This window comes from Micromonospora xinjiangensis (assembly GCF_056150165.1).
This window is the reverse complement of the sequence record NZ_JAXCFO010000012.1, coordinates 128,038-153,059: the sequence shown is the minus strand read 5'-3', so window position 1 is coordinate 153,059 and position 25,022 is coordinate 128,038. Positions and strand designations below refer to the sequence as shown.

The following is a 25,022-nucleotide window of genomic DNA, read 5'->3' as shown; positions in this document are numbered from 1 at the left end:
GAGCATGGCACGCCGCAAGGAAACGAAGGTCGACCTCTCCGCGTTCGACCAGGCGGGCGCGCGGGTCTTCGACAACCCGCTGGTCGCCGAGGTGTCGGACTCCTACCTGGAGTACGCCTTTTCGGTCATCCACTCCCGCGCCCTCCCCGACGCCCGGGACGGGCTGAAGCCGGTGCACCGGCGGATCCTCTGGTCGATGTACGAGCAGGGGCACCGCCCCGATCGCGGCCACGTGAAGTCCGCGCGGATCGTCGGCGACGTGATGGGTAAGTACCATCCGCACGGCGACGGGGCGATCTACGACGCCATGGTGCGCCTGGCCCAGGACTTCTCGCTCAACGTGCCGCTGATCGACGGGCACGGCAACTTCGGCAGCCCCGACGACGGCCCGGCCGCCGCGCGCTACACCGAGGCGCGGATGTCGCGGGAGGCGATGCTGCTCGTCGGCGAGCTGGGCGAGGACACGGTCGACGTCGAGCCGAACTACGACGGCTCCCTGACCCAGCCGACCGTGCTGCCGGCGGCCTTCCCCAACCTGCTGGTCAACGGCGCGTCCGGGATCGCGGTGGGCATGGCCACCAACATGATCCCGCACAACCTGGGCGAGGTCGTCCAGGCCGCCCGCTGGCTCATCAACCACCCGGACGCCTCACTGGACAGGCTCATGGAGTTCGTGCCGGGCCCCGACCTGCCCACCGGCGGGCTGCTGCTCGGCCTCGACGAGGTGCGCCGCGCCTACGAGACCGGGCGCGGCGTCGTCCGCATGCGCGCCAAGGTCGAGATCGGCCCGGTGGAGGGCAGCCGCGGCCGGCAGGCGATCACCGTGGTCGAGCTGCCGTACGGCATCGGCGCGGAGAAGGTCATCGCCGCGATCACCAACGAGGTGACGAAGACCAAGCGCCTCAGCGGCATCGCCGACGTGAAGGACCTCACCGACCGGGAGAACGGCACCCGCCTGGTCATCGAGTGCAAGGTCGGCGTCAACCCGCAGGCGCTCCTGGCCGACCTCTACCGGCTCACGCCGCTGGAGCAGTCCTTCGGCATCAACAACCTGGTGCTGGTCGACGGGCAGCCGCAGACCCTCGGGTTGAAGGAGCTGCTGGAGGTGTTCCTGGCCCACCGCTACGAGGTGGTGACCCGGCGCAGCTCCTACCGCCGGCGCAAGCGCGAGGAGCGCCTGCACCTGGTCGACGGCCTGCTGATCGCGCTGCTCGACATCGACAAGGTGGTCAAGCTGATCCGGGGCAGCGAGGACGCGCAGGCCGCCAAGGACGGCCTGATGCGGAGGTTCACGCTCTCCGAGATCCAGGCGACCTACATCCTGGACACTCCGCTGCGCCGGCTCACCCGCTACGACCGGCTCGAACTGGAGGCCGAGCAGGAGAAGCTGCGGGCCGAGATCGCCGACCTGTCGAAGATCCTCGACGACCCGAGGGTGCTCAAGAAGCTGGTCTCCGACGAGCTGGCCGCCGTGGTGAAGCAGTTCGGCGCGCCGCGGCGCACCACGCTGGTCGATGGCGACCTCAAGGAGGTGCTGGCCGCGTCGGCGCCGGCCGGCCCGCTGGAGGTGGCCGACGACCCGTGCCAGGTCATCCTCTCCGCGACCGGGCTGGTGGCCCGCACCGCGGCCGAGTCGGAGGAGACGGCCGAGGGGCGCCGGCGGCACGGCCGGGTGAAGCACGACGTCGTACGCGCCGTGGTGCCGTCCACGGCCCGCGGCCGGGTGCTGCTGGTGACCAGCGCCGGCCGAGCCTTCAAGATCGACGTACTGCCGCTGCCGGTGCTGCCGGAGCAGGCCGGCACGGTGTCGCTGCGAGGCGGCATGTCCGCCGCCGAGCTGGTGCCGCTGGAGGCGGGGGAGACCGTGGTGGGGCTGGCGCCGCTCGGCGCCCCCGGCGAGGGCTCCCCGGGCCTCGCGCTCGGCACCCGGCACGGCGTGGTCAAGGTCTGCGCGCCGGAGTGGCCGGTCCGCGCCGACGAGTTCGAGGTGATCGGCCTCCGCGAGGGCGACGAGGTGGTGGGGGCGACCTGGCTCACCGACGGCGCGGAGGCGCTGACGTTCATCACCTCGGAGGCCTCGCTCCTGCGCTTCCCGGCGAAGCTGGTCCGCCCGCAGGGGATCCGGGGTGGCGGCATGGCGGGCATCAACCTGCCCGGCACGGCCCGGGTGGTCTTCTTCGGGGCGATCCGCACCGACGATCCGACCCACGGGGAGCCGATGGTGGTCACGTCCACCGGCGCCACGGTCAAGGTGACGCCGTTCGCGGCGTACCCGGCGAAGGGGCGGGCGACGGCCGGCGTGCGCGCTCAGCGGTTCCTCAAGGGTGAGACCGACGTGGCGGTCGCCTGGGTGGGACCGCGTCCGGTCGGCTCCACGGCGAACGGCGAGCCGGTCGAGCTGCCCGCGGCGGATCCGCGCCGAGACGGCTCCGGCTTCGCCGTGATGCTCGGCCCCACGGTCGTGGGCCACCTCGTCGAACGCGACTGACCCCGGCGCACGACGGCGGCGCCCTGCGGACCGGCGGGTCCGCAGGGCGCCGCCGCGGTCTCCGCCGATCGTGACGGTGGTGCCGCGCGTCGCGCGCGGTAGCTGCCGGGCGGCCGGTGCGCGGGGTGGGTCAGAGCTCGGGTTCGGGGGCCGGACGGGACGCCGGGGTCGTGCCCCGCAGGCGCGCGACCAGACGCATGCCGTGGTAGATCGCCAGGGCGGCGGCCGTGCCGAGGGCGATGCCGTTGAACGAGAGGTCGCCCGCGGTCAGGGTGTAGTTCGCGGCGCCGACGATGACCGCGACGGCGGCCGTCATGAGGTTCACCGGGTCGTGGAAGTCGACGCGGTTCTCGATCCAGATGCGTGCGCCCAGGATCGCGATCAGCCCGTACAGCGCGGTGGTCGCGCCGCCCAGCACGCCGGCCGGCACGGTGAGGATCAGCGCGCCGAACTTGGGGCTCAGCCCGAGCAGCACCGCCGCGATGCCGGCCACCCAGTAGGCGGCGGTGGAGTAGACCCGGGTCGCCGCCATCACCCCGATGTTCTCCGCGTACGTGGTGGTGCCCGAGCCGCCCCCGGAGCCGGCGAGGACCGTGGCGAGGCCGTCGCCGAGGAAGGCCCGCCCCATGTCCCGGTCGAGGTTGCGACCGGTCATCGCGCCGACCGCCTTGACGTGCCCGGCGTTCTCCGCGATCAACACGAGGATCACCGGGATGACCAGCACCACGGCCCGCAGGCTGAAGCTCGGCCCGTGGAAGGCCGGCAGGCCGACCCAGGCGGCCTCGCGCAGCCCGGTGACCGCCGCCGGGTCCAGCTCACCCAGCGCGGCGGCGAGCAACCAGCCCACGAGCACGCCGAGCAGGATGGAGAGCCGGGCCAGGAAGCCGCGGAACAGCACGGTGGCGAGCAGGATCGCGGCGAGGGTCACCACGGCGATCAGCGGCTGGGCCTTCACCCCGGTGCCGGCGCCGCCGCCGTCCCAGGCCACCGGCGCCAGGTTGAGGCCGATGAGTGCGACGATCGCGCCGGTCACCACCGGTGGCATCAGCGCGTCGATCCAGCGGGAGCCGGCGAGCTGCACCACCACGCCGACCAACGCCAGCGCCGCGCCGGCCACGAGGATCCCGCCGAGCGCCGGGCCGATGTCCCCACCGGCCTTCGCGGCCAGCACCGGGGCGATGAAGGCGAACGAGGACCCGAGGTACGACGGCAGCCGGTTGCCGGTGACGAGCAGGAACAGCAGCGTGCCCAGCCCGGAGAAGAAGAGCGTGGTGGCCGGGGGGAAGCCGGTGATCAGCGGAACCGTGAAGGTGGCGCCGAACATCGCCACCACGTGCTGCACGCCGATGCCGACGGTGCGGGGCCAGGACAGCCGTTCGTCGGGGTGGACCACGTCACCGGGGCGTACGGCCCGCCCGTCACCGTGCAGGGACCAGGGGGACCAGCGGGAACGCTCGGCAGGGGTCGGGGTCATGGCACGCCCTTCGCGTCGGTGGGATGACGGGGACGGATGACGACCCTGGACGTTGTTTCTAGCACGGGTGATCGACGGCGCCGCGCAGGTGTCGCGGTGCCGTGATCGCCGGGGGCCGCGGGCCGGCACCGACCCGGGGCCGCCGTGGCGAGTGCGAGCGCGTCGGCGGCCCGGCGTGCCGCCACCCGCGTACGACGATCAGCGCCCCAGCATCCGGCGGACCCGGCCGCGCACCGCCTGCTTGACCTGCTCACGCAGCGGCTGTGACCGGCGGCCCTTGAGCTTCTCCCGCAGCGACCGGTTCTCGTCCCGCAGCCACTGGATGCGCGTCAGCAGCTCGTCGGTGTCGTACGCGGAGACCGGCCGGACCGCCGGCGGGAAGACGGTGCGGCGGACCTGCTCGTCGAAGCGGCGGGCGCTGTCCCCGTCGGCGAACGACAGGCCGAGGTCGTGCCGGGTGAGGAACGCGGTCATCCGCGCGAAGCGCTCCTTGTGCCCCTCGTTGAGGGCCGTGTAGTCGGCTTCCTCGTAGAGCTGGGCGGCGTCGACGTCGGTCGGTACGTCGCGCAGCAACCGGTGGGGGATGTCGAAGTAGCGGGCCAGCTCCAGGGTGCGCGCGTCGTGCGCGAGGAGGAAGCCGGGAGTGCCGGAGATCAGCGAGGTGATGGTGCCGTGGATCCGGGTGCCGAAGGCGAAGGTGAACCCGGACAGGTACTCCATCCAGGGCCAGGGGTCCATGAACATCCGCACCTTGTCCTCCACGAAGAGGGGGTGCGAGGTGTGGATGGGCATGTCGTCGGTCTTGCCCCGCAGGTGCGGCGCGTCGCCGTAGAGCAGGGTGCCGAGGGTGTACAGGTCCTGCGCCACGTACCGCAGGTTCGGGTAGCGCCGGTGATGGTTGACGACGAGGGGGGCCAGGTCCCGGGCGTACGGCGAGATGACGAAGGCGAGGCGGTCCTCGGGTTCCAGGGACGCCTTGCGCTTCTCGACGCGCAGGTTGTCGCCGTGCAGGAACATCGAGGGGCAGCCGATCTGCTCGACCGCGGAGAATCCGAGCCCGCGCAGGTAGTCCTCGGTGATCTCGCCGCGCACGCCGATGCCGTGGGACCGGTCGAGCACCGCCCGGCAGAAGGCGCTGACGGGCTCGTCGAGGCGGCGCAGGTGCTCCCGGTCGCCGTCGACGTCGGTCTGCACCCCGACACCGAGCACCACCACGGGGATCTTCAGCCGCTCGATGAGCCGGGTCATCGACTCCAGTCGCTGCACGTAGTCGTGCCGGAACGCGTTGGCCAGCGGGATGACGAAGACGTCGTACTTCTCGTTGATCTCGTCGGCGTCGCGCGGGTCGGCCCGGAACCGCGACGGGGTGATCTCGGCGGTCGAGGTGGCGAGAAGCTTGTGCGCGGCGTGGCTGAAGACCAGGTTGCCGGTGTTCTTGCCGATCCAGTCCCGCTCGTAGGTCTCCTCGGCGCTGAGGGCGTCGAACGGCCCCTTGCGGGCGCGCAGCAGGATCCGCTGATGCATCGCTGGCTCCATCCCTCGTCCGTCGGCGTGCGGTTTCGGCTCCGCGGATCGTCCGCACCGCGCCCGGAAGCCGGTGTACGCCGTCGCCCCCGGGCCCCGCGATAGTAGGTCACCGGTCGGCCCACCCGGCGGCCGCGTCGGTCTCCCCGCGGACTGGGGACCGTGGAGGCGCGTGGCGTGGCGGCCGCGCGCCACCCGTCGGAACAGGTGGCGTCGGCGGACCCGCGACGAGCCCGGTCAGGCGACGCCGACGGGACGGAACTGGACGCTGACCCGGGGGCCCACGGCCCGGTTGGTCTTCGGCACGGCGTGCTCCCAGGTGCGCTGGCAGGAGCCGCCCATCACGATCAGGTCGCCGTGCCCGAGCGGGAACCGCAGGCTCGCCCCGCCGCCGCGCGGACGCAGCAGCAGCGGTCGCGGTGAGCCGAACGAGACGATGGCGACCATCGTGTCGCTGTGCGCCGAGCGGCCGATGGTGTCGCCGTGCCAGGCGACGCTGTCGCGGCCGTCGCGGTAGAGGCACATACCGGCGGTGACGAAGGGCTCGCCCAGCTCCGGGGCGTAGTGCCGGGTGAGCGCCGCGCGCGCCGCGGTGAGCACCGGATGCGGCAGCGCGCGGTCGCCGTCGTACCAGCAGAGCAGGCGGGGCACGTCGACCTCGCTGTCGTACATCGTGCGGCGCTCGGCCCGCCAGGGCACGTCCCGCAGCAGCGTGTCGAGCACCTGGTCGGAGCCGTGCACCCAGCCCGGCAGGTGGTCGACCCACGCGCCGCGGCCGAGCTCGTGCCGGCGCAACCCGCCGGGCAACCGCCCGAGCGACGGCCCGGAGTCGGTGAGGTCGAGCATCGACGGCTGGTAGGCGGCCTGCGTCATGAGGCCACCCTAGCAGCACTTTCGTACATCCGTACGAGCGCGCCACCGGGTGGCGGCTCAGCGGTTCAGCAGGCTCCGCACCCGGCCGCCCACCGCCCGCCGCACCCGGGCCCGCAACCGCGTCTCCTTCTGCGCCTCCAGCTGGCTGTGCATCGTGTCGCCGCGGTCGCGCAGCCACTCGATGCGAGTCAGCAGCTCCTCCCGGCTCGCGGCGCCGACGGGGCGTACGGCGGGCGGGAAGGTGACCGCCCGCACCTGGGCGTCGAAGCGGCTGGCGCTGTCCCCGTCGGCGAAGGCGTGCCCGAGGTCGTGCCGGGCGAGGAAGGCCAGCATGGTCTCGAAGCGCGCCTTGTGCCCGTTGTTGAGCGCGCTGTAGTCGGCCTCGGCGTACAGGTCGGCGGCGTCCACGTCGGCCGGCACGTCCGGCATCACCCGGTGCGGGATGTCGAAGTAGCGGGCCAGCTCCAGGGTGCGGGAGTCGTGCGCGAAGAGGTAGCCGGGGGTGCCGGCGAGCAGCGCCGTGATGGTGCCGTGGATCCGGGTGCCGAAGTTGAAGTCGAACCCGGACAGGTAGTCCATCCACGTCCACGGGTCGACGAACATCCGCACCTTGTCCTCCACGAAGAGGGGGTGCGAGGTGTGGACCGGGATGGGGCTCGTCTTGCCCCGGTCGGCCGGCGCGTCGCCGAAGAGCAGGGTGCCGAGGGTCTTCAGGTCCTGCGGCAGGTAGCGCAGGTTGGGGTACCTCGCGTGGTGGTTGGCCACGACCGACGCCATGGACTTGACGTACGGCGAGATGGTCATCGCGACCCGGTCGTGCGGCTCCAGGGCCGGCTTGCGCTTCTCGATGCGCAGGCTGTCGCCGTGCAGGAACATCGACGGGCAGCCGATGACGTCGACCGCCGAGAAGCCCAGCGTACGCAGGTAGTCCGCGGTGATCTCGCCGCGCACGCCGATGCTGTGCGAGCGGTCGAGGACCGCCTTGACGAAGCCCTTCACCGCGTCGTCGATGGGGCGCAGGTACTCGCGGTCGCCGTGGATGTTGGTCTGTACGCCCACCCCGAGCACCACCACGGGGATCTTCAGCCGCTCGATGAGCCGGGTCATCGTGACGAGCCGGTGGGCATAGCTGCGCCGGAACGCGTTGGCCAGCGGGATGACGTAGACGTCGTACTGCTCGTTGATCCGGTCGGCGTCGCGCAGGTCGATCTTGAATTCGGTCGAGGAGATCTGCGCCGTGGACGTGCGCAGCAGCTTGTGCGCGGCGTGGCTGAACACCAGGTTGCCGCTGTTCTCGCCGATCCAGTTGCGTTCGAAGGTCTCCTCCGGCGAGTACACGTCGAAGGGCCCCTTCCTGGCCCGCATGAGGATCCGCTGATGCATCGCTGGCTCCACCTCTCGTCGGTCGGCGACGCGCCGATCCGCACGATCGTCCCGGGTACGGCGTCCGGAGGTCACTCCCGCGCCCCACGGATCCCGCGATACTAGGTCACCGCGACGCCGGGACCACATCCACGCGTCTCTCCTCTCCCACGCGCACCGGGCACCCCTGGGACCGTCGGGGTAGGGTGCCCGAACGCGTGGAATGACCGGATCCGCGCGGTGGGCGGCCGCGCCGCCCGCGAGATCGACTCCCGGGAGGAGAGGTACGTGCTGCCGACGCGGGGTGAGCCGGCATGACGGTCGTCGCGGCGGAACCGTCGTCCGCCCGGTCCACCGGGCCCGGCACGCCGGCGGGCCGGCTGCCCTCCCTCACCGGGCTGCGCTGGATGGCGGCGCTGCTGGTGTTCGGCTTCCACGCCGCCACCATGCGGATCGTCGCCGAGCCCGGCCTTCAGGAGGTCATGGGCCGGGTCTTCTCCCTCGGCCTCTCCGGGGTGCAGTTCTTCTTCATCCTCAGCGGCTTCGTGCTGGTGTGGTCGGCCCGACCGGGTGAGCGGTGGCGGGTCTTCTGGCGCCGCAGGTTCGCCAAGATCTGGCCCAATCACGTGGTGCTCTGGGCGCTCGCCCTGGTGGTCGCGTTCTGGTTCGCCGACCCGGTGCGGCTCGGCGTCGCGCTGGAGAACCTCTTCCTGCTCCAGGCCTGGGATCCGCGGCCGGGTCACTTCTACAGCGTCAACACGGTGAGCTGGTCGCTCTCGTGCGAGTTCTTCTTCTACCTCTGCCTGCCGATGGCGTTGCCGCTGGTGCGCCGGGCCCGGCCCGGGCTGCTCCGGGCCGTCGTCGTCGCGGTGCCGCTGCTGATCCTGGCGCTCTGGCCCGGCCAGCTGCTGGTGCCGGAGGAGCACCGGTGGTGGTTCACCCAGGTCTTCCCGCTGGTGCGGTCCCTGGAGTTCTGGATGGGCGTCGCCGCGGCGGAGCTGATGCGACGAGGCCGGTGGCGCGGCCCGGGACTCCCGCTGGCCAGCGTCCTCTTCGTCGCCACCTGGGTGGTCGCCGCCGGCTGGATCCCCGCCGAGTTCTGGGCGGCGCTGCTGTCGGTGGCGTACGTCCTGGTCATCACGGCGGCGGCCGACGCCGACGTGCGCGGCCGGCGCTCGCCGTGGCGATCGCGGCCGATGGTCTGGCTCGGCGAGGTCTCGTTCGCCTTCTACCTGGTGCACGTCCTCGTCGTGACGACGGTGCTCCGCCTGAGCGGTGACTGGGGCACCGGCCTGCCCGGCTGGTGGGGTCCGGCCGCCGTGCTCGGCTTCCTCCTGCTCACCCTGGCGCTGGCCGCGCTGCTGCACCGCTGGGTCGAGACACCGATGACGCGTCTGCTCGGGCCGCGCCGGTCGGCCCGCCGGCTCGCGGAGCCGGCCGCCGATCCGGTGTCCGGCCCGGGCGCGGGTCCCGCCACCCGCCCGGTCGTCGCCCCCGCCACCCGTGCCGCGGCGACCACGGTGGACGGTTCCGGTCCCGCGGTGGATCCGAGCGCTGCCACGGCGACCCGTGCCGCGCCGGTCGTGCCGAGGCCTCGATCCGGCGACGGGGGCGCGGGCGGTCGGCCGGGCTCCGCGAGAGCCCGCGACGACGCCCACCGGGTGCCCGTGGACGGGCGTTGAGCGGCGTCCACCCAGGTCGGAGCCGTCGGCGTGGCGCGGACGACACGCCCGCCATCGATGCGGACCGGCGGCGGCGACGGTAGCGTTGACCCGTGCTTCCCGTCGCGCTCACCTGTCCGCTGTGGTGGGTGGCGCGGTGGGCGACCCGGCTGCTCGCCAGTCTCGCGGTCGTCGGAGCGCTGACCCTCGGGGCGCTGTCGCCCGCCGCGGCCTCGGCGGCACAGGGGCCGGGAGCCGTCGACGACCCGCCGCCGGCCGGCGTGTGGGTCGCGGGCGCCGCGTCGCACGGAGACGAGCCGGCGAGGGCCGGGAAGACGATCGACACGCCGTCGCTCGCCGCGTTCGGGGCGCCGGGCGCCGAGGTGGTCGGTCCGCACCGCGCGGCCGACGCGGCGCCAGCGGCCGCCGAGCGCGTGCCGGGTCAGGCGCCGCACGAGACGGTGGCGGTCGCCGCCGATCTCGCACTGCCGGCGCTGGTGCGCGCGGGTCCCGCCGAGCCGGGCGTCCGGGCCCGGGTGCCGCACACGGCCGTGGCGCCGGTCCGGGCGTCGCGGGCCCCGCCGGGCGTCTGAGTTCCGGGCGCCGGCCCTCCGCCGTCGCTCCGACCCGCCCTCTGACGACCGCCCGGCCCACCCGCCGCGCGACTGTCGTACGCCCGCCCTGCCAGCGCATCCGCTCTTCCCGAGGTAGCGACATGGAGAAGACCGTCCTCTACCAGTTCCTCATCGAGGTGCCGCAGGCCGCCGCCATCTGGTCCGCCCTGCTGGTGCTGGCCCTGATCGTGCTCACCGTGCTGGTCGCCCGTCCCGAGCGCGACCGGCCGGAGGGCGACCCGTCGGTCCCCGCGGCGGCGACCGACCGTGAGCTGGCCGTGGCCGAGGCGGCCGACCTGCGCCGGTACGCCGAGGAGGTGGCCGTGGCCGCCTCCGGCGCGGCGCAGACCGCCCGCCGGCGACGCGCCGAGTGGCTGACCGCCCAGACGGAGCTGGAGCGGGCCTGGGCCGCGTACGACGAGGCGGAGACGGTCGCCCGCCGTTTCGCCGGCGCGGGTGCCCTGCCCACACCGCGTACGCCCCACACGCCGGCCGAGTACGCGGCGCGGGAGCGGTACCTGCACCGCGCGGCCACGGCGGCGCACTGGCGGGGCGAGCTGAGCCTTCGCCAGCTCGGTGAGGTGTTCGGGCACCGCGACGGGTGGGATCCCCGGCTGCATCCGGTGGAGCAGGAGGTGCGGCTGGCCCGGGTGGTCCGCGACAGCCGGCTGGCCGACTACCGGGCCGCGCAGGAGCGGGAGCGGTCCGCCTGGCGGGGCGCCGACCTCGCCGCCGAGGCGGCCCGGGCCCTCGCCGCCGAGGCGTATGCGGCGGCGGCGCGGCTGCACCCGGCCCGGATGTCGGCACCGGCCGTGGCCCCCGCCGTCTCGGCGCCCCCGTCCACGGCCCGCTGGCGCCCCGCCCGCGTCGGCTGACACCGGGCGGCGAGGACGACCGCCGGATCGGGGCCGTCGGCGACGCCGGTCGACGCACGCCGATCGGGCACCCGGCAGATCCGATGACCATTCACCCGGTTTGAGTGATAAGACCGATTTTTGCCGAGTGAGCCCCGTCACATGTCTCCGAAAACGGTCAGCACGGCTCAGCCGGGCGCAATTGTCCCCGGCTTCCCGCACGGTTCCCGCCGGCCTGTCCCGTACCGCCCCTCGGGCGCCGACGAAACCGCTCGTCCCATTGAGTCACGTCAGCGTCCCCACGCCCGGAAAAATTGTGCCCGCGACCAGGTTTAAGCAGGTGGGACGGGGTTGGCAGGCTCCACGCCGACCAGTACTGTCGGCCCGTCCGGTGCGGTAACCGATCGCAAGAGGCGACGCCGCGCCGACCTGCCTAATCGTGATTTCACGAGCCGGGGACCCACTTGCACGTCCGGGGTGAATCCGCGAGCCACGGCCCGCGGTAGGGCGATCTTCCCGCCCGAATCCGTCAGCTAACCCGGTAGGCGGTGTCGGAAGGAGTTCCATCCTCGTGCAGCACGAACCCACCCCTCGGCCCTCGCCGACCCTCCACGGCACCGCGGTGCCCACGCCCAGCCGCTCCGTAGCGGCGCTCTGATCCCGGCACCCGCGATGTCCCGCCCGGCCCACCGGGCGTTTCCCTGAGCGATCCCACAGCCGCGGACGGCACGGTCCGCGCGATGACGCACACCCGATTCCGGTCGGCGCGATCGCTCACCCCCCGATCCGTGGAGGAACTGTGAAGCACACCCTGAAGCGTCAGCTCCGTCGACTGGCCACCCAACGCCCGTACCAGGTCGCCGCCGCCTCGGCCGCCGCGCTGGTGCTGGCGACCACCACCGGCGCGCTGATCGGCACCGCCGACGACGCGCCCGCCGCGCAGGGCGCCTCTACCGCGGTCGCGGAGCTGCGCAGCGACGTCAGCGCCGCCTCGCGGGGCGAGGCGCGGATCGCGACCCCGGCCGACAGCGCCCCCGCGACCAGCGCTCCCGCCTCGCCGAGCGCCTCGCCCGAGGCGAAGAAGAAGGCCGCTGACCCGGACCTGACCCGCAAGCCGTCGCCGCCCAAGCCGCCGGCGAGCAAGGTGCTCGACTACGACTACCAGGCGCAGACCACCTACTACTACTGCGGGCCCGCCGCCACGCGGAACGCGCTGAGCGCGGCCGGCATCGAGCGCAGCCAGGACGATCTGGCCGCGCAGCTGGGCACCACCGAGATGGGCACCAACTCGGCCGAGGACACCACCCGGGTGCTGAACGCGGTCGTCAAGGGCAACCCCTACCGGACCCGGATGTTCCCGACCGCGCCCAGCCCGGCACAGATGGACCAGCTCCAGGCTGACGTGGTCAAGGCCGTGACCGACGGGCGCGGCGTGGTCGCGAACATCGCCGGTGACGCGGTCGACGTCGACGGCGGCTGGCACTCGTTCCCCGGCGGGCACTACATCGCCGTGGTGGGCTACCGGGACCAGGGCCGCACGGTCAAGATCGCCGACTCGGCGAACCCGGCGGTGCCGTCGTACTGGATCACCACCATCGACCTCGCGAACTGGATGACCACGCGCGGCTACTCCGCCTGACCACCGCGCTCACCTCGGGCGCCGGCACCCCGACGGGGGCCGGCGCCCGACGTCGTCCATCGCCGGCTGTCGGATGTTCACCACTCGCCCGCGTACCGCGCCGGTGGCACACTGCCGACCATGGTCGACGACACCCCTGCCCCCACGGCGGGCGAGCCGCTTCTCCTGCTGCTGCACGGGATGGGCGCCACCGGCGCCGTCTGGCAGCCCTGGGCGCCCCTGCTGCGGCGCCGGTGGGGCGGACGCTGGCTCGCGCCGGACCTGGCCGGGCACGGCTCGTCGCCGTCGCTGCCGGCGTACTCGTTCACCGCGCTGGCCGAGCGGGTGGCCGCCGCGCTCACGCCGACCGACCGGCTGGTCGTGCTGGGGCACTCGCTCGGCGGAGTGGTCGGGCTGACCCTCGCCGCGCGTGGCGCCGGGCTTCCCGTGGTGGCGGTCGTGGGTCTCGGCATCAAGGCGGTCTGGTCGCCGGCCGAGCTGGCGAAGACGCGCGAGCTGGCCGCGCGACCCGTCGCGTGGTTCGCCGGCCGCGACGAGGCGGCCCAGCGTTACCTGCGGGTCTCCGGCCTGGCCGGGCTGCTCGACGCGGACCATCCGGCGGTCGCGGCCGGGCTGCGCGAGGTTGACGGGCGCTGGCGACTGGCCATGGACCCGGGCGCGTTCGCCGTGGGCGAGCCGGATCTGCCGTCGCTGCTGGCCGCCACCGACGTGCCGGTCCTGCTGGCGCGCGGCGAGCACGACCCGATGGTCACCGACGAGCAGCTCGCGCGTCTCGGGGTGCCGGTGCGGACGCTGCCCGGGCTCGGGCACAACGCGCACGTCGAGGACCCGGAGGCGGTGCTGGCGCTGGTCGAACCGTACCGCTGAGACCGGACCGGTCAGGCGGTGGGGGACAGGGGCGCCGGGTCCGACTCCACGGGCCGCCCGATCCGCGGCGCGTGCGGGCTCCAGCCGGCCCCCAGCTCCCGCCGGGCGGCCTCCAGGAACGCCTCGGCGTACGAGTCGGCCGGGAAGTCGCCCAGGTAGCGCCGGCGGGTGGCCCAGCGCTGGGCGGCCAACGTGTCGGCACCGAGCAGTTGGTCCAGCACCTCGTCGAGGTTGGCCATGTCCCGCCGCAGCACGTAGCCCGCGGCGGCCAGCGGGAACCGGTCGGTGAACGCGTCGCCGTCGGCGCCCATGTCGGTCACCGCGAACGGCTTGCCCGAGTAGAGGTAGTCCGAGATCACCCCGGAGACGTCGGAGACCAGCGCGTCGGACCGGTTCACGCACTCCACGAGGCTCAGCTCGCGGCCGGCCGCGGCACCCCAGAGATGCTGGCGGCCGGTCTGCGCCCGATCGGCCGCCAACAGCTCCGTCAACCGGCCGAGCTGCCGGGCCGAGACGGGATTCTGCGTGGTGTACGGGTGGGCTCTCAGGATCACCGTGACCCCCCGGTACAGCAGCCGGCGCAGCAGCGGCTCGGCGACCGGCAGGGAGCAGTAGTCGGCGTCCGCGTGGTGCCCCGTCCACGTCGGCGTGTAGAGCACGGTGCGCGGCCCGTCGGCGGACCGCGGCCGCGGGCGCACCTCGATCGACTCGACCTGCGGCCGGCCGACCACCACGAACTTCTCCGCCGGGATGTCCACCCCGGCCCGGGCGTACCGGTCGATCGCCGCCTGGCCGGCCACGAAGATCCGGTCGAAGATCGCCGATACCGGGTTGGCGCTCGGCGCCTTGTCGCTGTCGCCGTGGTGCAGCTGGATGTGGGTCAGCTGGGTGAAGCGGATGCAGTGGCTGTTCTTCGCGCCGTGGTTGACGTAGAAGGCCACCTTGAGGGTCGGCACCAGCGCCTCGTCCATGGCCCGGAGGGTGGGGCAGTAGACCACCGGGGCGGAGGTGGCCGCGGCGATCGGCGCCAGGAACTCCGGCTCGCGCAGCAGCACGACGAACGGCCGGCCGATCCGCTCCAGGTAGGGCAGCCACATGGTGACCTGGTACTCCGACCCGGGCGGGGCGGAGAAGTAGAGAAGGAACTCCGGCTGGTGCGCGCGCAGCGCGCGGCGTACCGCCCCGCCGGCGGCCGGTGGCCGGAAGCGGCGCCGGGCCAGGTCCAGCCCCACCAGCCCGGCGCCGGCGGCGACCAGGAGGGCGGCGGCCAGCGCGACCGCCGCCGGGAGGCGCGTCGCGGCGGCCAACGCCACGAGGGTCAGCAGTCCGAACTGCGCGTCGCCGAGGCGTGCGGCGATCGTCGGGGTCCAGGATCGCGCCGGCAGGTTCGCCACCTGGATCTCCAGGCCGCCCGCCTCCCGCAACGGCCCGGCCAGGAGCACGAGGCCGAGGAGGGCCAGCGCGGTCGCGGCCAGCGCCGGGTCGAACCCGCCGTCGAGCCGACGGGCGTACGCCACCAGGACGGCGGCGGCGATCAGCGCCGTCTCGGCCGCGGTGTCCGCGGCGGGGCGGATCCGCCGCTCCGCGACGGCGGCGCCGATGGCGGCCACCGCCAGCACCAGCCCCCAGCCGGTCGCGCCGGTCAGCGCGGCGACGAGGAACGCCAGCACGGCCAGCCCGATGCTCAGGCATCGGGCGATCAACTTGCGGACCAGGTCACCACGCATGTCGCTCCGATCACCGCCGTTGTCTGAAGGTCCGCGGTCGCGCCGTCAGCCGACCGTCGCCGCGCTGTCGGCCTCGGCGGGTGCCGCCTGGGTCGGCACCGTCCGGCCCGCCACCGCCTGCGGCGGCTCACCCGGTGCGCGCCGCACGTCGATGATCTGGCCGGTCAACTCCGAGATCAGCACGTCCAGCGAGGCCCGGGCCACCGCCTCGGCGGAGAGCAGGGTGTGCTCGGGCTCCTCACCGAACGCCCGGGTGCGCATCGGGGTCGCGGTGCGCTCCGGGTTGACGCAGTTGACCCGTACGCCGAACTCGGCCCATTCGTCGGACAGCGCCTGCGTGAGGTTGACCAGCGCCGCCTTCGTCGACGAGTAGAGCGCGTAGCGCGCCCGGCCCCGGGTGTACGAGCTGGAGGTGTAGAGCAGCAACTGGCCCTTGGTCTGCTGGAGGTACGGCAGCGCCAGGCGGGCCACGGTGACCGGCCCCACGAAGTTGACCTGGAGGAGGCGGTCGATGGTCTGCTCGTCCATCTCGGCCAGGGCGCCCTTCTCCAGGATGCCGGCGGTGACCACCACGTGGTCGATCCGGCCGGTCGCCTCGAAGGCGGTCCGGAGGGCGGCCTCGACGTCGGCGGCCCGCTCCACGTGCGTGCCGGTGCTGGACCGGCTGAACGGGAACACCTGGGCGCCGTAGCCGCGGGCCAGCTCCGCCAGGTCGTGCCCGATGCCGTAGCTGCCCCCGAAGATGACGATCGTCCGGCCGGTCAGCTCCTCGCGGTAGCTGCGGTCGTCGGCGAGCCGGGGCACCCGCGCGGCGGCGAGCTGGAAGAGCTTGTCCGCCAGGTGCACGTCGACCGGGTGGGTGACCTTGATGTTCTCGTCCGAGCCGTCGATGACCTTGATCGGCGTGCCGGGCAGGTAGCGCAGCACCACCCCGCAGTCGTCGGTGGCGGCGAAGTGCGGGTCGCCCTCGGCGCGGCGGTAGGCCTCGCGGATGGTGCCGGAGCGGAACGCCTGCGGTGTCTGCCCGCGGCGTAGCGAGGAGCGCACCGGAATGTCGGTGATGCAGTCGTTCCCGTCGACCTGGATGATCGTGTCCGCGGAGGGGATGGCCACGTCGACCGCGGAGTACGTCCAGAGGGCGTTCACGCACTCCCGGACGATCCGGTGGCTGACGAGGGGGCGTACCGCGTCGTGGAAGAGGATGTTGCAGTCGTCCTCGCCGACGGCGTCCAGCGCGATCCGGGTGGTGTCGTTGCGGGTGTCGCCGCCCTCGATCACCGCGCTGACCTTGCGGAGGCCGGCCTTTTCGACGATCTCCTGTGCGTCGGCCACGTGGCCGGGGGCCATCAGCACGATGATCTCGTCGATCTCCGGCGCGGCCTCGAAGACGGCCAGGGTGTGCTCGATGATCGGCTTACCGGCGATCTTCAGCAACTGCTTCGGGATGCCGAGCCCCAGCCGTGTCCCCGTCCCCCCGGCGAGGATCACAGCCACCGTCCGCGAGGGCCGCCAGGGCGCCGGGCTCGCCGGCGTGGCGTCCGCTGCGGTGGTGTGGTCCTGCGTCATTGCCGTTCCTCGCTTCTGCCCGGATGTGGTGGTCTGTACGCCGGTGACCGCTTGGTGAACCTTGGCCGACGTTCTGGAAACCTTAGCGCCTACGACTGAGCGCACCGACCGGGCCAGCGGGCCCGGTCGATGCGCTCACGGAGGGGCTACTTGCCCTCGTACGCGTCGCAGACCTCCTTGGTCGGGCCGTCCATCTTCAGGACGCCGCCCTCCAGCCAGATGGTCCGCTCGCAGGTGTCCCGGATCGAGCTGAGGGAGTGGCTCACCAGGAAGACGGTGCCGGCGCTCTCCCGCAGCTCCCGCACGCGCTGCTCGCTGCGGGCCCGGAACTTCCGGTCACCGGTGGCCAGCGCCTCGTCGATGAGCAGCACGTCGTGCTTCTTCGCCGCGGCGATGGCGAAGCGCAGCCGGGCGCCCATGCCGGAGGAGTAGGTCCGCATCGGCAGGGAGGCGAAGTCGCCCCGCTCGTTGATCCCGGAGAACTCGATGATCTCCGGGGCCAGCCGCTTGACCTCCTCCGGCGCCATGCCCATGGCCAGGCAGCCGAGCACCACGTTGCGCTCACCGGACAGGTCGTTGAGCAGGGCGGCGTTCACGCCGAGCAGCGACGGCTGGCCCAGGGTGTAGACCGCCCCCCGGGCCGGCGGGAGGAGCCCGGCGATGGCCCGCAGCAGGGTCGACTTCCCGGAGCCGTTGCTGCCGATCAGGCCGATGGCCTCGCCCTGGTACGCCGTGAAGCTGACCCCCTTGACCGCGTGGACCTCGCGGATGTTCGGGGCGCTGGTGCGCGACACGATGCGCTTGAGGGCGGAGACCGGACTGGTGCCGCCGGTGGCCCCCTTGTGGATCCGGTAGATCACGTGCACGTCGTCCACCACGACGGTGGGGACGCGCCCCGAGTCGACGACGGCGGTGCTGCCCGCCGGCTGGATCTGGTCAGCCACGGCCGTACTCCTCTTCTCCGCGCCAGAAGTAGACGAACCCACCGAACCCGACCACCGCCGCCCACGCGACGGCGAGGATCCACAGCCGCAGCGGCGAGGACGCGATGTGCTCGGGGTGGGCCGAGTCGAGCAGGGCGTAGCGGGCCAGCTCGATGTAGACCAGCGCCGGGTTCGACTCCATGATCGTCGCCGCCCAGCGGGGGAGCCGATCGGCGAAGAGGTTGACGCTGTAGAGCACGCCGGAGGCGTACAGCCAGGTGCGCATCACGAACGGCATGACCTGCTTCAGGTCGGTGATCTTCGAGCCGAGCCGGGCCATCACCATGCTCAGGCCGATGTTGAAGACGGTCTGGAGCGCCAGCGCCGGCACGACGAGCAGCCAGCGGAGGGTCAGCGGCTCACCGGTCAGCAGGACGATCCCGGCCAGCACCACCATCGACATGAGCAGCTGCTGGAGCTGCACCAGGGCGACCGTGATCGGCAGGGCCGCCCGGGGGAAGTGCAGCGCGCGGATGAGGCCCAGGTTGCCGGTGATCGCGCTCGTGCCGTTCTGCGCCGCCGTCTGCGTGAACAGGAAGATGAACACGCCCGTGCAGAGGTAGGCGATGAAGTTCGGCACGTTCTTGTTCTGCGAGACGATCACGCCGAAGATCAGGTAGTAGACCGCCGCGTTGGTGAGCGGGGTCAGCACCTGCCACAGTTGGCCGAGCTGGGTGTTGCTGAACGACGAGGCGACCTTCGCCCGCGAGTACGCGGTCATGAAGTGCCGGTACGCCCACAGTTGGCGGGTGTACTCGCCCAGGGTCGGGCGTTGCCCGGCGACCCGGAGCCCGTACTGCTGCGCGAGCTGAGCCCGGGTGAGCCCCGATGAGGGGTCGGCCACCGCGGTGTTGGCCATTTTCAGGCACTCCGATCTTTCGTGCCGATGGGGAGCAGTGAGAGTGTGTCGCGGCGATGGAATCTAGCGTGGCCGGTGCGGGGAGGGCTGCCTCGCTGCAGCGTGGAAGGTAGTGCAAAACACGTCGGGACGCAACCGTACCGTCGTTGCGCTACATTGTCCCACGTGACGACCGAGAAGAGGCGCGCTCCGGCCGGCGCGGCGGTGCTGCGTGGCGAGATCACCACGGCCATCCGTCGTGCCGTCATGGCGGAGTTGGCCGAGGTCGGCTATGGCCGTTTCTCGATCGAGGCGGTGGCCCGCCGCGCCGGGGTGAGCAAGACCGCGATCTATCGGCGCTGGCGTTCGAAGCTGGATCTCGTGCTGGACCTGGTCTCCGCCGCCGCCGGGCGGAACCTGCCGCTGCTGGACACCGGGAGCCTCCTCGGTGACCTGGAGATCCTGCTGCACGTGACGGCCCGCGCGCTGCGGCACCGGATGGCCTCGCAGATCGTCCCCGACCTGCTCGCCGAGGCCGCCCGCAACCCGCAGATCGCCGAGAAGCTCCAGCAGACGCTCGAGGACTACCAGCGCACCGTCGGCGGCATCCTCATCGGGCGGGCGGTCGAGCGCGGCGAGCTGGCCCCGAGCACCGACCAGCGCATGGCCGTCGATCTCATCGTGGGGCCGATCTACTGGCGTCTGGCGATCGCCCGGGCCCCGCTCGGCGCCGACGAGGTGGCCCGGATGGCGAGGGCGATCGTCGCCGCGCTGCGGGTAGCATGCACGGGGCCGGTCCGCGACGAGGTGGAAGTCTGACGTCCGTGTCGCTCTCCCTGAAGCACCGCGCCACGCCAGTGGTCCCACGGGCGCACTCAGCTGGTGGCCGGTTCCTCTTCACCTGAACCCGCTACCATCGCCCCCCGAACCCCCCGAATGAACACTTTTTCGACAGGAGGAAGCCCCATGGCCGGGCTGCACCCAGAGTTCATCCCCCCAGCACGACCGATCATCGGTGAGGCCGAGATCGAGGCGGCTGTCCGGGTGCTGCGGAGCGGCCGGGTCGTGCAGGGCCCGGAGGTCGCGGCGTTCGAGGAGGAGTTCGCGGAGCTGGTGGGCGGGCGGCACTGCGTCGCCGTCAACTCCGGCACCTCCGCGCTCCAGCTCACCCTGATGGCCCTCGGCTTCGGCCCCGGCGACGAGGTCATCGTGCCCTCGTTCTCCTTCGCCGCCAGCGCCAACGCCGTCCGCCTGGTCGGCGCCGAGCCGGTCTTCGTCGACATCGAGCCGGGCAGCTTCTGCGTCGACCCGGAGGCGGTGGCCGCCGCCGTCACCCCGCGCACCGTCGCGATCATGCCGGTGCACCTCTACGGCCACCCCGCCGCGATGGACCGGATCATGGCCATCGCCGAGCGGCACGGCCTCGCCGTCGTGGAGGACGCCGCCCAGGCCCACGGCGCCACCCTCCACGGCACCCCCGTCGGCGCCTTCGGCACCGCGGGCTGCTTCAGCTTCTACCCCACGAAGAACATGCACTCGCTCGAGGGCGGCATGATCAGCACCGCGGACGCCGGGCTCGCCCGGACCCTGCGGTTGCTGCGCAACCAGGGCATGGAGCAGCGGTACGCCAACGAGATCGTGGGCGCCAACATGCGGATGACCGACGTGGCGGCCGCCATCGGCCGGGTGCAGCTCACCCAGCTCGCCGAGTGGACCGAGCAGCGCCGCGCCAACGCCAAGTTCCTCGACTCCGCCATCACCGGCATGGTCACCCCGCCGGTCGCCGACGGCGCCCGGCACGTCTACCACCAGTACACCGTCCGCGTCCGGGGCGACCGCGACGCCGCCGGGCAGCGCCTGACCGAACTGGGCATCGGCAACGCCGTCTACTACCCGACCCCGATCCACCGGCTCAAGCCGTACCTCACCGAGGCCGGCGAGCCGGGCCCCTGGGACCTGCCGGAGACCGAGCGCGCCGCCGCCGAGGTGATCTCGCTGCCGGTGCACCCGTCGCTCACCCAGGCCGACCTCGACCGGATCGCCGAGGGTGCGAACCTCGCCGGGGGTGCCCGGTGAGCGGGGGACGCAAGCTGCGCGCCGGCCTGATCGGCCTCGGCGCCATGGGTCGCAACCACGCCCGCGTGCTGTCCGGCCTGGACGGTGTCGAGCTGGTCGGCGTCGTCGACCCGGCCGGTGACGTCACCGGCACGCTGCGCGCGCCGGTGGTCCCCGAACTCGGTGACCTGCTGGCGCTGGGCATCGACTACGCCGTGGTCGCCTGCCCGACGGCCCTGCACGAGAGGGTCGGCCTGGAGTTGGCCGCCAACGGCGTGTCGGCCCTGATCGAGAAGCCCCTGGCCCAGTCGGTCGAGGCGGCGACCCGGCTGGTCGAGGCGTTCGAGGCCGCCGGCCTGGTCGCCGGCGTCGGTCACATCGAGCGCTACAACCCGGCCCTGCAGAACCTCCGCAGCCGGCTGGAGGCCGGCGAGCTGGGCGAGGTCTTCCAGGTCGTCACCCGGCGCCAGGGCCCGTTCCCGCACCGGATCGCCGACGTCGGTGTGGTGATGGACCTGGCCACCCACGACATCGACCTCACCGCCTGGGTGACCGGTCAGGAGTACACCTCGGTGTCGGCCCGCACCGTCTCCCGCAGCGGCCGCCTGCACGAGGACATGGTGGCCGTCGTCGGCCAGCTCTCCGACGGCACGATGGTCAACCACCTCGTCAACTGGCTGAGCCCGCTCAAGGAGCGCTCCACGGTGATCACCGGTGACAAGGGCTGCTTCGTCGCCGACACGCTCACCGCCGACCTCACCTTCTACGCCAACGGCGCCATCGACACCGAGTGGGAGGCGCTGCGCGCCTTCCGCGGTGTGGCCGAGGGCGACATGGTCCGCTACGCGATTCCGAAGCGGGAGCCGCTGCTGGTGGAGCACGAGCGGTTCCGCGACGCGGTCGAGGGCAAGCAGAGCGACATCGTCACCCTGCGCCAGGGCCTGCGTACGGTCCAGGTCGCCGCCGGCCTGCTGGAGTCCGCGTCGGTCGGCCGCGTCGTGTCGGTCGCCCCCACCGGCAGCGAGCCGGAGTCGGCACTGCGATGACCCCGCCGTCGGCTCGGCGGACGGTCCCCTCGGTCGGGCGGCGGGTCCGTCCGCGGCTGCGTCGGACGCTCCGTCGCGCGGTCGCCGCCCTGCCGTGGACGCACCCCTCCGTACGGCAGGTCTGTGAGCTGCCGACGACCACCACGCTGCTGGTCCACGCCGGACGGATCGCCGACGACCGGGCGCTGCCCACGATGGTCGCCGCGCTGCGCCGGCTGCCGAAGGTCCACCTCGCACTGGTCTGCGCCGAAGCCGACCTGCCCACCGCGGCGCACCTGCGGCAGGTGGCGGAGGAGGCCGGCGTCGCCCGGCGGGTACACGTCGTACCCCGGCCACGGCGGATGGAGCCGGCCTTCCTCGCCACCGCCGACCTCGCCGTGCACGGCTTCGAGCGGGCGGGCGACGGGGTGCCGCTGGTGCCGGCCGTGCTCGACCTGTACCGGGCCGCGGGGCTCACCGTGGTGGCGGGCAACGCCCGGGCGGTGCGCGAGCACCTGACCCGTCAGGGCGGCGCCCACCTCTTCGCGCCCGGCTCCCTGCGGTCCTTCGTGGCCGCCGTCGAGCGGGCGAGGCAACCGGCCGCCGACCCGGAGGCCGAGACCCGCGCCGTCCCGGCGACGGTCGCCGGCACCCCCGGGCGCTGGCGGCCGCTGGGCGCCGGCCCGGTACGGCTCGGTCTGGGCACGGCGAACTTCGCCGGGCAGCTCTCCGCCCTGGCCGTCGCGATCAGCGCCGCGCGGTCGGACGTCTCGGTCGAGCTCGTCGTGGCGAAGCCGCCGGAGTCGTTCCAGCACGCCGCCGACGTGGTGCTCCACTTCCCGTCGGAGCACCACGTCGACATCCAGCTGGACCAGATCCGGCGGGTGCTCACCGGGTACACGCACCTGATCGTGGACGCGTTCCGGCCGGTCCTCGGCCGGTTGAACGGTGACGACATCGCCGCCGACCTCCCGGCCCTGAACCGCGCCGGGATCAAGGTCGCGTTGCTGGCGCACGGCAGCGAGATCCGTCATCCCGGCGCGCACCGGGAACGCCACGCCGAGTCGGCGTTCCGGGACGCACCGGAGGAGTTGCGGGAACGACTCACCACCGTCGCCGAGCGGAACCGGCACATCGCCGAGACCAGCGGCCTGCCGCTCTTCGTCACGACGCCGGATCTGCTGGACGACGTGCCCTTCGCCACCTGGGCGCCGCTGGTCGTCGACGTCGACGGGTGGAGCTGCGACCGCCCGGTCCTGGAACGGTCGCGCCCGGTCGTGCTGCACGCCCCGTCGACCCGCTGGACGAAGGGCACCGACCGGCTTTTGCCCCAGCTGCGGGAGCTGCACGACCGTGGGGTCATCGACCTGCGGCTGGTGGAGGGGCTGCCCCACACCGAGATGCGCCGGCAGGTGCAGGACGCGGACATCGTCGTGGACCAGCTCGTCATCGGCAGCTACGGCACGTTCTCCTGCGAGGCGATGGCCGCCGGCAGGGTGGTGGTCGCGTACCTGAGCGAGAGCGCGCACCGCGCGGTGGGCGTCCAGCCGCCGATCGCCAACGCGACGCCCACCACGCTGGTGAAGACGATCGAGTCCCTGCTCGACGACCGTGCCGCGGCGACCGCCCTCGCCGCGGAGGGGCCGGGCTACGTCCGTGCACACCACGACGGCCGGCGCACCGCGGAGGTCTTCGATGCGTTCCTCCGGTGACCTGCCGGGTCGTCGCCGCGGCGAGCCCCGGTCGCAGGTCGAAGCTGCCGTAACACCCGTCACGAGGAGAAGGCGCCCCTGATGCAATCTGCTCCGAACACCGGTACCCGACCGACCCGGGGACGGGTGGTGATGCTGGTCGACAACGGCGTCCACGGTGACTCCCGGGTGCAGAAGGCCGCCCGGTCCGCCGCCGAGGCCGGATGGGAGGTGATCCTGGTCGGCATCCTCAAGGGCAACTCGCCCGAGGAGAGCTGGCGGATCGGGGACGCCGAGGTCCGGCTCATCCGGGTGCCCCGGGTGCTTCCGCACCCGATCACCTACCGTCGTGCCCTGCTGCGCCGGCCGCTCGCCTACCGGCCGGGCCCGGAGGCGAGGCGGAAGCTCAACAAGCTCAAGGCCCGCCGGGACGACCTCAACTTCGCGCTCTCCCAGATCAGGGTCGCCCGGGCGGGCGGTGCGCCGCGCTCGGCGGAGCTGGCCGGGAAGGCGCGGCTGGCCGCGCCCTACTTCCTCAACAAGGCGATGTTCCAGTGGGTGAAGTTCCGTCACCGGGAGCTGCAGCGCCTCCAGCAGCACCAGCAGGACCCGACCTCCCGGCTCGACCGGGCGGCGCTGCGGTTCTGGCAGCGCCTGCACGGCGACCGGGCCTGGCGCCGCCTGGACCCGGAGCTGTGGGACTTCGAGCTGGCCTTCGCGCCGGTGGTGGACGAGTTGCAGCCGGACCTCATCCACGCCCACGACTTCCGGATGCTCGGCGTGGGCGCCCGTGCCGCGATGCGTGCCCGCGCCGGCGGGCGTGACGTCAAGCTGGTCTGGGACGCCCACGAGTTCGTGCCCGGGATCATCGGGCGGCCCACCAACCTGCGCTGGCTGCCCGCGCAGATCGCGTACGTGCGGGAGCACGCCCCGTACGCCGACGCCGTCATCACCGTCTCCTCGACGCTGGCGGACCTGCTCCGCGAGACGCACGACCTGCCGGAGCAGCCCGCGGTGGTGCTGAACGCCCCGCCGGCCACGCTCACCCCCGAGCAGCGGGCCACCCCCGTTCCGGACATCCGGGCGATGTGCGGGATCGGCGCGGACACCCCCCTGCTGGTCTACTGCGGCGGGATCAACCCGTCCCGCGGAGTCGACATCATGATCCGGGGCCTCACCGCGCTGCCCGACGCGCACGTCGCCCTGGTGTCGGTGCACCCGAACGGCAAGATCCCGATCATGTACGAGTTGGAGGAGCTCGCCGCCGAGCTCGGCGTGGCCGACCGGGTGCACCTCCTGCCGTACGTGCCGCACTGGCAGGTGTCCGCCTTCGTGGCCCCCGCCGATCTCGGCGTCATCCCGATCCACCACAAGCCGAACCACGAGCTGGCGCTGATCACCAAGTTCTTCGAGTACGCCCACGGTGGACTGCCGATGGTGGTCAGCGACGTCAAGACCATGGCCGAGGCGACCCGCGCCACCGGGCAAGGCGAGGTGTTCCGCGCCGAGGACCTGGACGACTACCTGCGGGCCGTCCGCGCGGTGCTGGCCGACCCGAAGCGGTACCGCGCGGCGTACGACCGGCCGGGTGTGCTGGAGCAGTGGACGTGGGAGGCACAGGCGCGGGTGATGGACGAGGTCTACACCCGCCTGTTGCCGCACCACCCGAAGGCGGCGGCTGCGGCCGTTCCGGAGCAGCCGACGGCCCTGCCGGTGCGCTGAGGCGCCGACGACGTCGCGAGAAGGGGCTCGGCCGACGGCCGAGCCCCTTCTCACGTGTA

19 protein-coding genes and 1 riboswitch are annotated in these 25,022 nt (G+C 73.0%); of the genes, 11 read left to right on the top strand and 8 right to left on the bottom strand.

Translation table 11 applies throughout. The features are described 5' to 3' along the window. Nucleotides 1-4 precede the first annotated feature (4 nt). Nucleotides 5-2,488, top strand: coding sequence for a DNA gyrase/topoisomerase IV subunit A (locus tag SM573_RS29115; protein WP_474614874.1), 2,484 nt, complete (start codon nucleotides 5-7; stop codon nucleotides 2,486-2,488). Between the two features lie 130 nt (nucleotides 2,489-2,618). On the opposite strand, the gene SM573_RS29110 is transcribed toward SM573_RS29115, so the two are convergent. The 4 genes from SM573_RS29110 to SM573_RS29095 all read right to left on the bottom strand — a co-directional run bounded on the left by SM573_RS29110 (nucleotide 2,619) and on the right by SM573_RS29095 (nucleotide 7,742). Next, on the bottom strand, nucleotides 2,619-3,962 hold the full coding sequence (locus tag SM573_RS29110; RefSeq protein ID WP_474614875.1) for a uracil-xanthine permease family protein: 1,344 nt from the start codon (nucleotides 3,960-3,962) through the stop codon (nucleotides 2,619-2,621). A gap of 198 nt (nucleotides 3,963-4,160) precedes the next feature. Beyond that, nucleotides 4,161-5,486 carry a polysaccharide pyruvyl transferase family protein gene (locus SM573_RS29105; RefSeq protein ID WP_474617510.1) on the bottom strand — a complete coding sequence of 442 codons (1,326 nt, stop codon included), beginning with the start codon at nucleotides 5,484-5,486 and terminating at the stop codon, nucleotides 4,161-4,163. A 237-nt stretch (nucleotides 5,487-5,723) separates the two neighbouring features. Continuing rightward, nucleotides 5,724-6,359 carry an alpha-ketoglutarate-dependent dioxygenase AlkB gene (locus tag SM573_RS29100; protein ID WP_474617509.1) on the bottom strand — a complete coding sequence of 212 codons (636 nt, stop codon included), beginning with the start codon at nucleotides 6,357-6,359 and terminating at the stop codon, nucleotides 5,724-5,726. Nucleotides 6,360-6,416: 57 nt separating this feature from the next. Next, entirely contained in the window at nucleotides 6,417-7,742 is a 1,326-nt protein-coding gene (locus tag SM573_RS29095) for a polysaccharide pyruvyl transferase family protein (protein WP_474617508.1), read from the bottom strand. Between the two features lie 293 nt (nucleotides 7,743-8,035). Between SM573_RS29095 and SM573_RS29090 the strand changes: the two genes are divergently transcribed. The 5 genes from SM573_RS29090 to SM573_RS29070 all read left to right on the top strand — a co-directional run bounded on the left by SM573_RS29090 (nucleotide 8,036) and on the right by SM573_RS29070 (nucleotide 13,356). Further along, entirely contained in the window at nucleotides 8,036-9,403 is a 1,368-nt protein-coding gene (locus SM573_RS29090; protein WP_474617507.1) for an acyltransferase family protein, read from the top strand. A gap of 92 nt (nucleotides 9,404-9,495) precedes the next feature. Beyond that, nucleotides 9,496-9,975, top strand: a complete 480-nt coding sequence (locus tag SM573_RS29085; protein WP_474614880.1) for a hypothetical protein — start codon at nucleotides 9,496-9,498, stop codon at nucleotides 9,973-9,975. A 122-nt stretch (nucleotides 9,976-10,097) separates the two neighbouring features. After that, nucleotides 10,098-10,871 (top strand): hypothetical protein, encoded by a 774-nt coding sequence (locus SM573_RS29080; RefSeq protein ID WP_474617506.1) that lies wholly within the window; start codon nucleotides 10,098-10,100, stop codon nucleotides 10,869-10,871. Between the two features lie 399 nt (nucleotides 10,872-11,270). Next, nucleotides 11,271-11,413, top strand: a riboswitch (cyclic di-AMP (ydaO/yuaA leader). 236 nt (nucleotides 11,414-11,649) lie between these two features. Continuing rightward, a complete protein-coding gene (locus SM573_RS29075) occupies nucleotides 11,650-12,489 on the top strand; it encodes a C39 family peptidase (protein WP_474614882.1) in 840 nt (279 codons plus the stop codon). Between the two features lie 120 nt (nucleotides 12,490-12,609). Continuing rightward, nucleotides 12,610-13,356 (top strand): alpha/beta fold hydrolase, encoded by a 747-nt coding sequence (locus SM573_RS29070; protein ID WP_474617505.1) that lies wholly within the window; start codon nucleotides 12,610-12,612, stop codon nucleotides 13,354-13,356. Nucleotides 13,357-13,367: 11 nt separating this feature from the next. On the opposite strand, the gene SM573_RS29065 is transcribed toward SM573_RS29070, so the two are convergent. From SM573_RS29065 to SM573_RS29050, 4 genes are all read right to left on the bottom strand, one after another. Then, a complete protein-coding gene (locus SM573_RS29065) occupies nucleotides 13,368-15,083 on the bottom strand; it encodes a CDP-glycerol glycerophosphotransferase family protein (RefSeq protein WP_474617504.1) in 1,716 nt (571 codons plus the stop codon). A 45-nt stretch (nucleotides 15,084-15,128) separates the two neighbouring features. Next, entirely contained in the window at nucleotides 15,129-16,649 is a 1,521-nt protein-coding gene (locus tag SM573_RS29060; protein ID WP_474617503.1) for a D-ribitol-5-phosphate cytidylyltransferase, read from the bottom strand. A 146-nt stretch (nucleotides 16,650-16,795) separates the two neighbouring features. Further along, nucleotides 16,796-17,593, bottom strand: coding sequence for an ABC transporter ATP-binding protein (locus tag SM573_RS29055; RefSeq protein WP_474617502.1), 798 nt, complete (start codon nucleotides 17,591-17,593; stop codon nucleotides 16,796-16,798). Then, nucleotides 17,586-18,491, bottom strand: a complete 906-nt coding sequence (locus SM573_RS29050) for an ABC transporter permease (protein ID WP_474617501.1) — start codon at nucleotides 18,489-18,491, stop codon at nucleotides 17,586-17,588. The genes SM573_RS29055 and SM573_RS29050 overlap by 8 nt, the downstream gene beginning before the upstream one ends. A 165-nt stretch (nucleotides 18,492-18,656) precedes the next feature. On the opposite strand from SM573_RS29050, the gene SM573_RS29045 reads away from it, so the two are divergent. The 5 genes from SM573_RS29045 to SM573_RS29025 all read left to right on the top strand — a co-directional run bounded on the left by SM573_RS29045 (nucleotide 18,657) and on the right by SM573_RS29025 (nucleotide 24,963). Beyond that, entirely contained in the window at nucleotides 18,657-19,289 is a 633-nt protein-coding gene (locus SM573_RS29045) for a TetR/AcrR family transcriptional regulator (protein WP_474617500.1), read from the top strand. A 147-nt stretch (nucleotides 19,290-19,436) separates the two neighbouring features. Further along, entirely contained in the window at nucleotides 19,437-20,546 is a 1,110-nt protein-coding gene (locus SM573_RS29040) for a DegT/DnrJ/EryC1/StrS family aminotransferase (RefSeq protein WP_474617499.1), read from the top strand. Then, nucleotides 20,543-21,571, top strand: a complete 1,029-nt coding sequence (locus SM573_RS29035) for a Gfo/Idh/MocA family protein (RefSeq protein WP_474617498.1) — start codon at nucleotides 20,543-20,545, stop codon at nucleotides 21,569-21,571. The genes SM573_RS29040 and SM573_RS29035 overlap by 4 nt, the downstream gene beginning before the upstream one ends. Next, nucleotides 21,568-23,262, top strand: coding sequence for a glycosyl transferase family 1 (locus SM573_RS29030; RefSeq protein ID WP_474614891.1), 1,695 nt, complete (start codon nucleotides 21,568-21,570; stop codon nucleotides 23,260-23,262). Before SM573_RS29035 ends, SM573_RS29030 begins: the two co-directional genes overlap by 4 nt. 81 nt (nucleotides 23,263-23,343) lie before the next feature. Further along, complete coding sequence (locus SM573_RS29025; protein WP_474614892.1) at nucleotides 23,344-24,963, top strand: glycosyltransferase family 4 protein; 1,620 nt, start codon at nucleotides 23,344-23,346, stop codon at nucleotides 24,961-24,963. Nucleotides 24,964-25,022 lie beyond the last annotated feature (59 nt).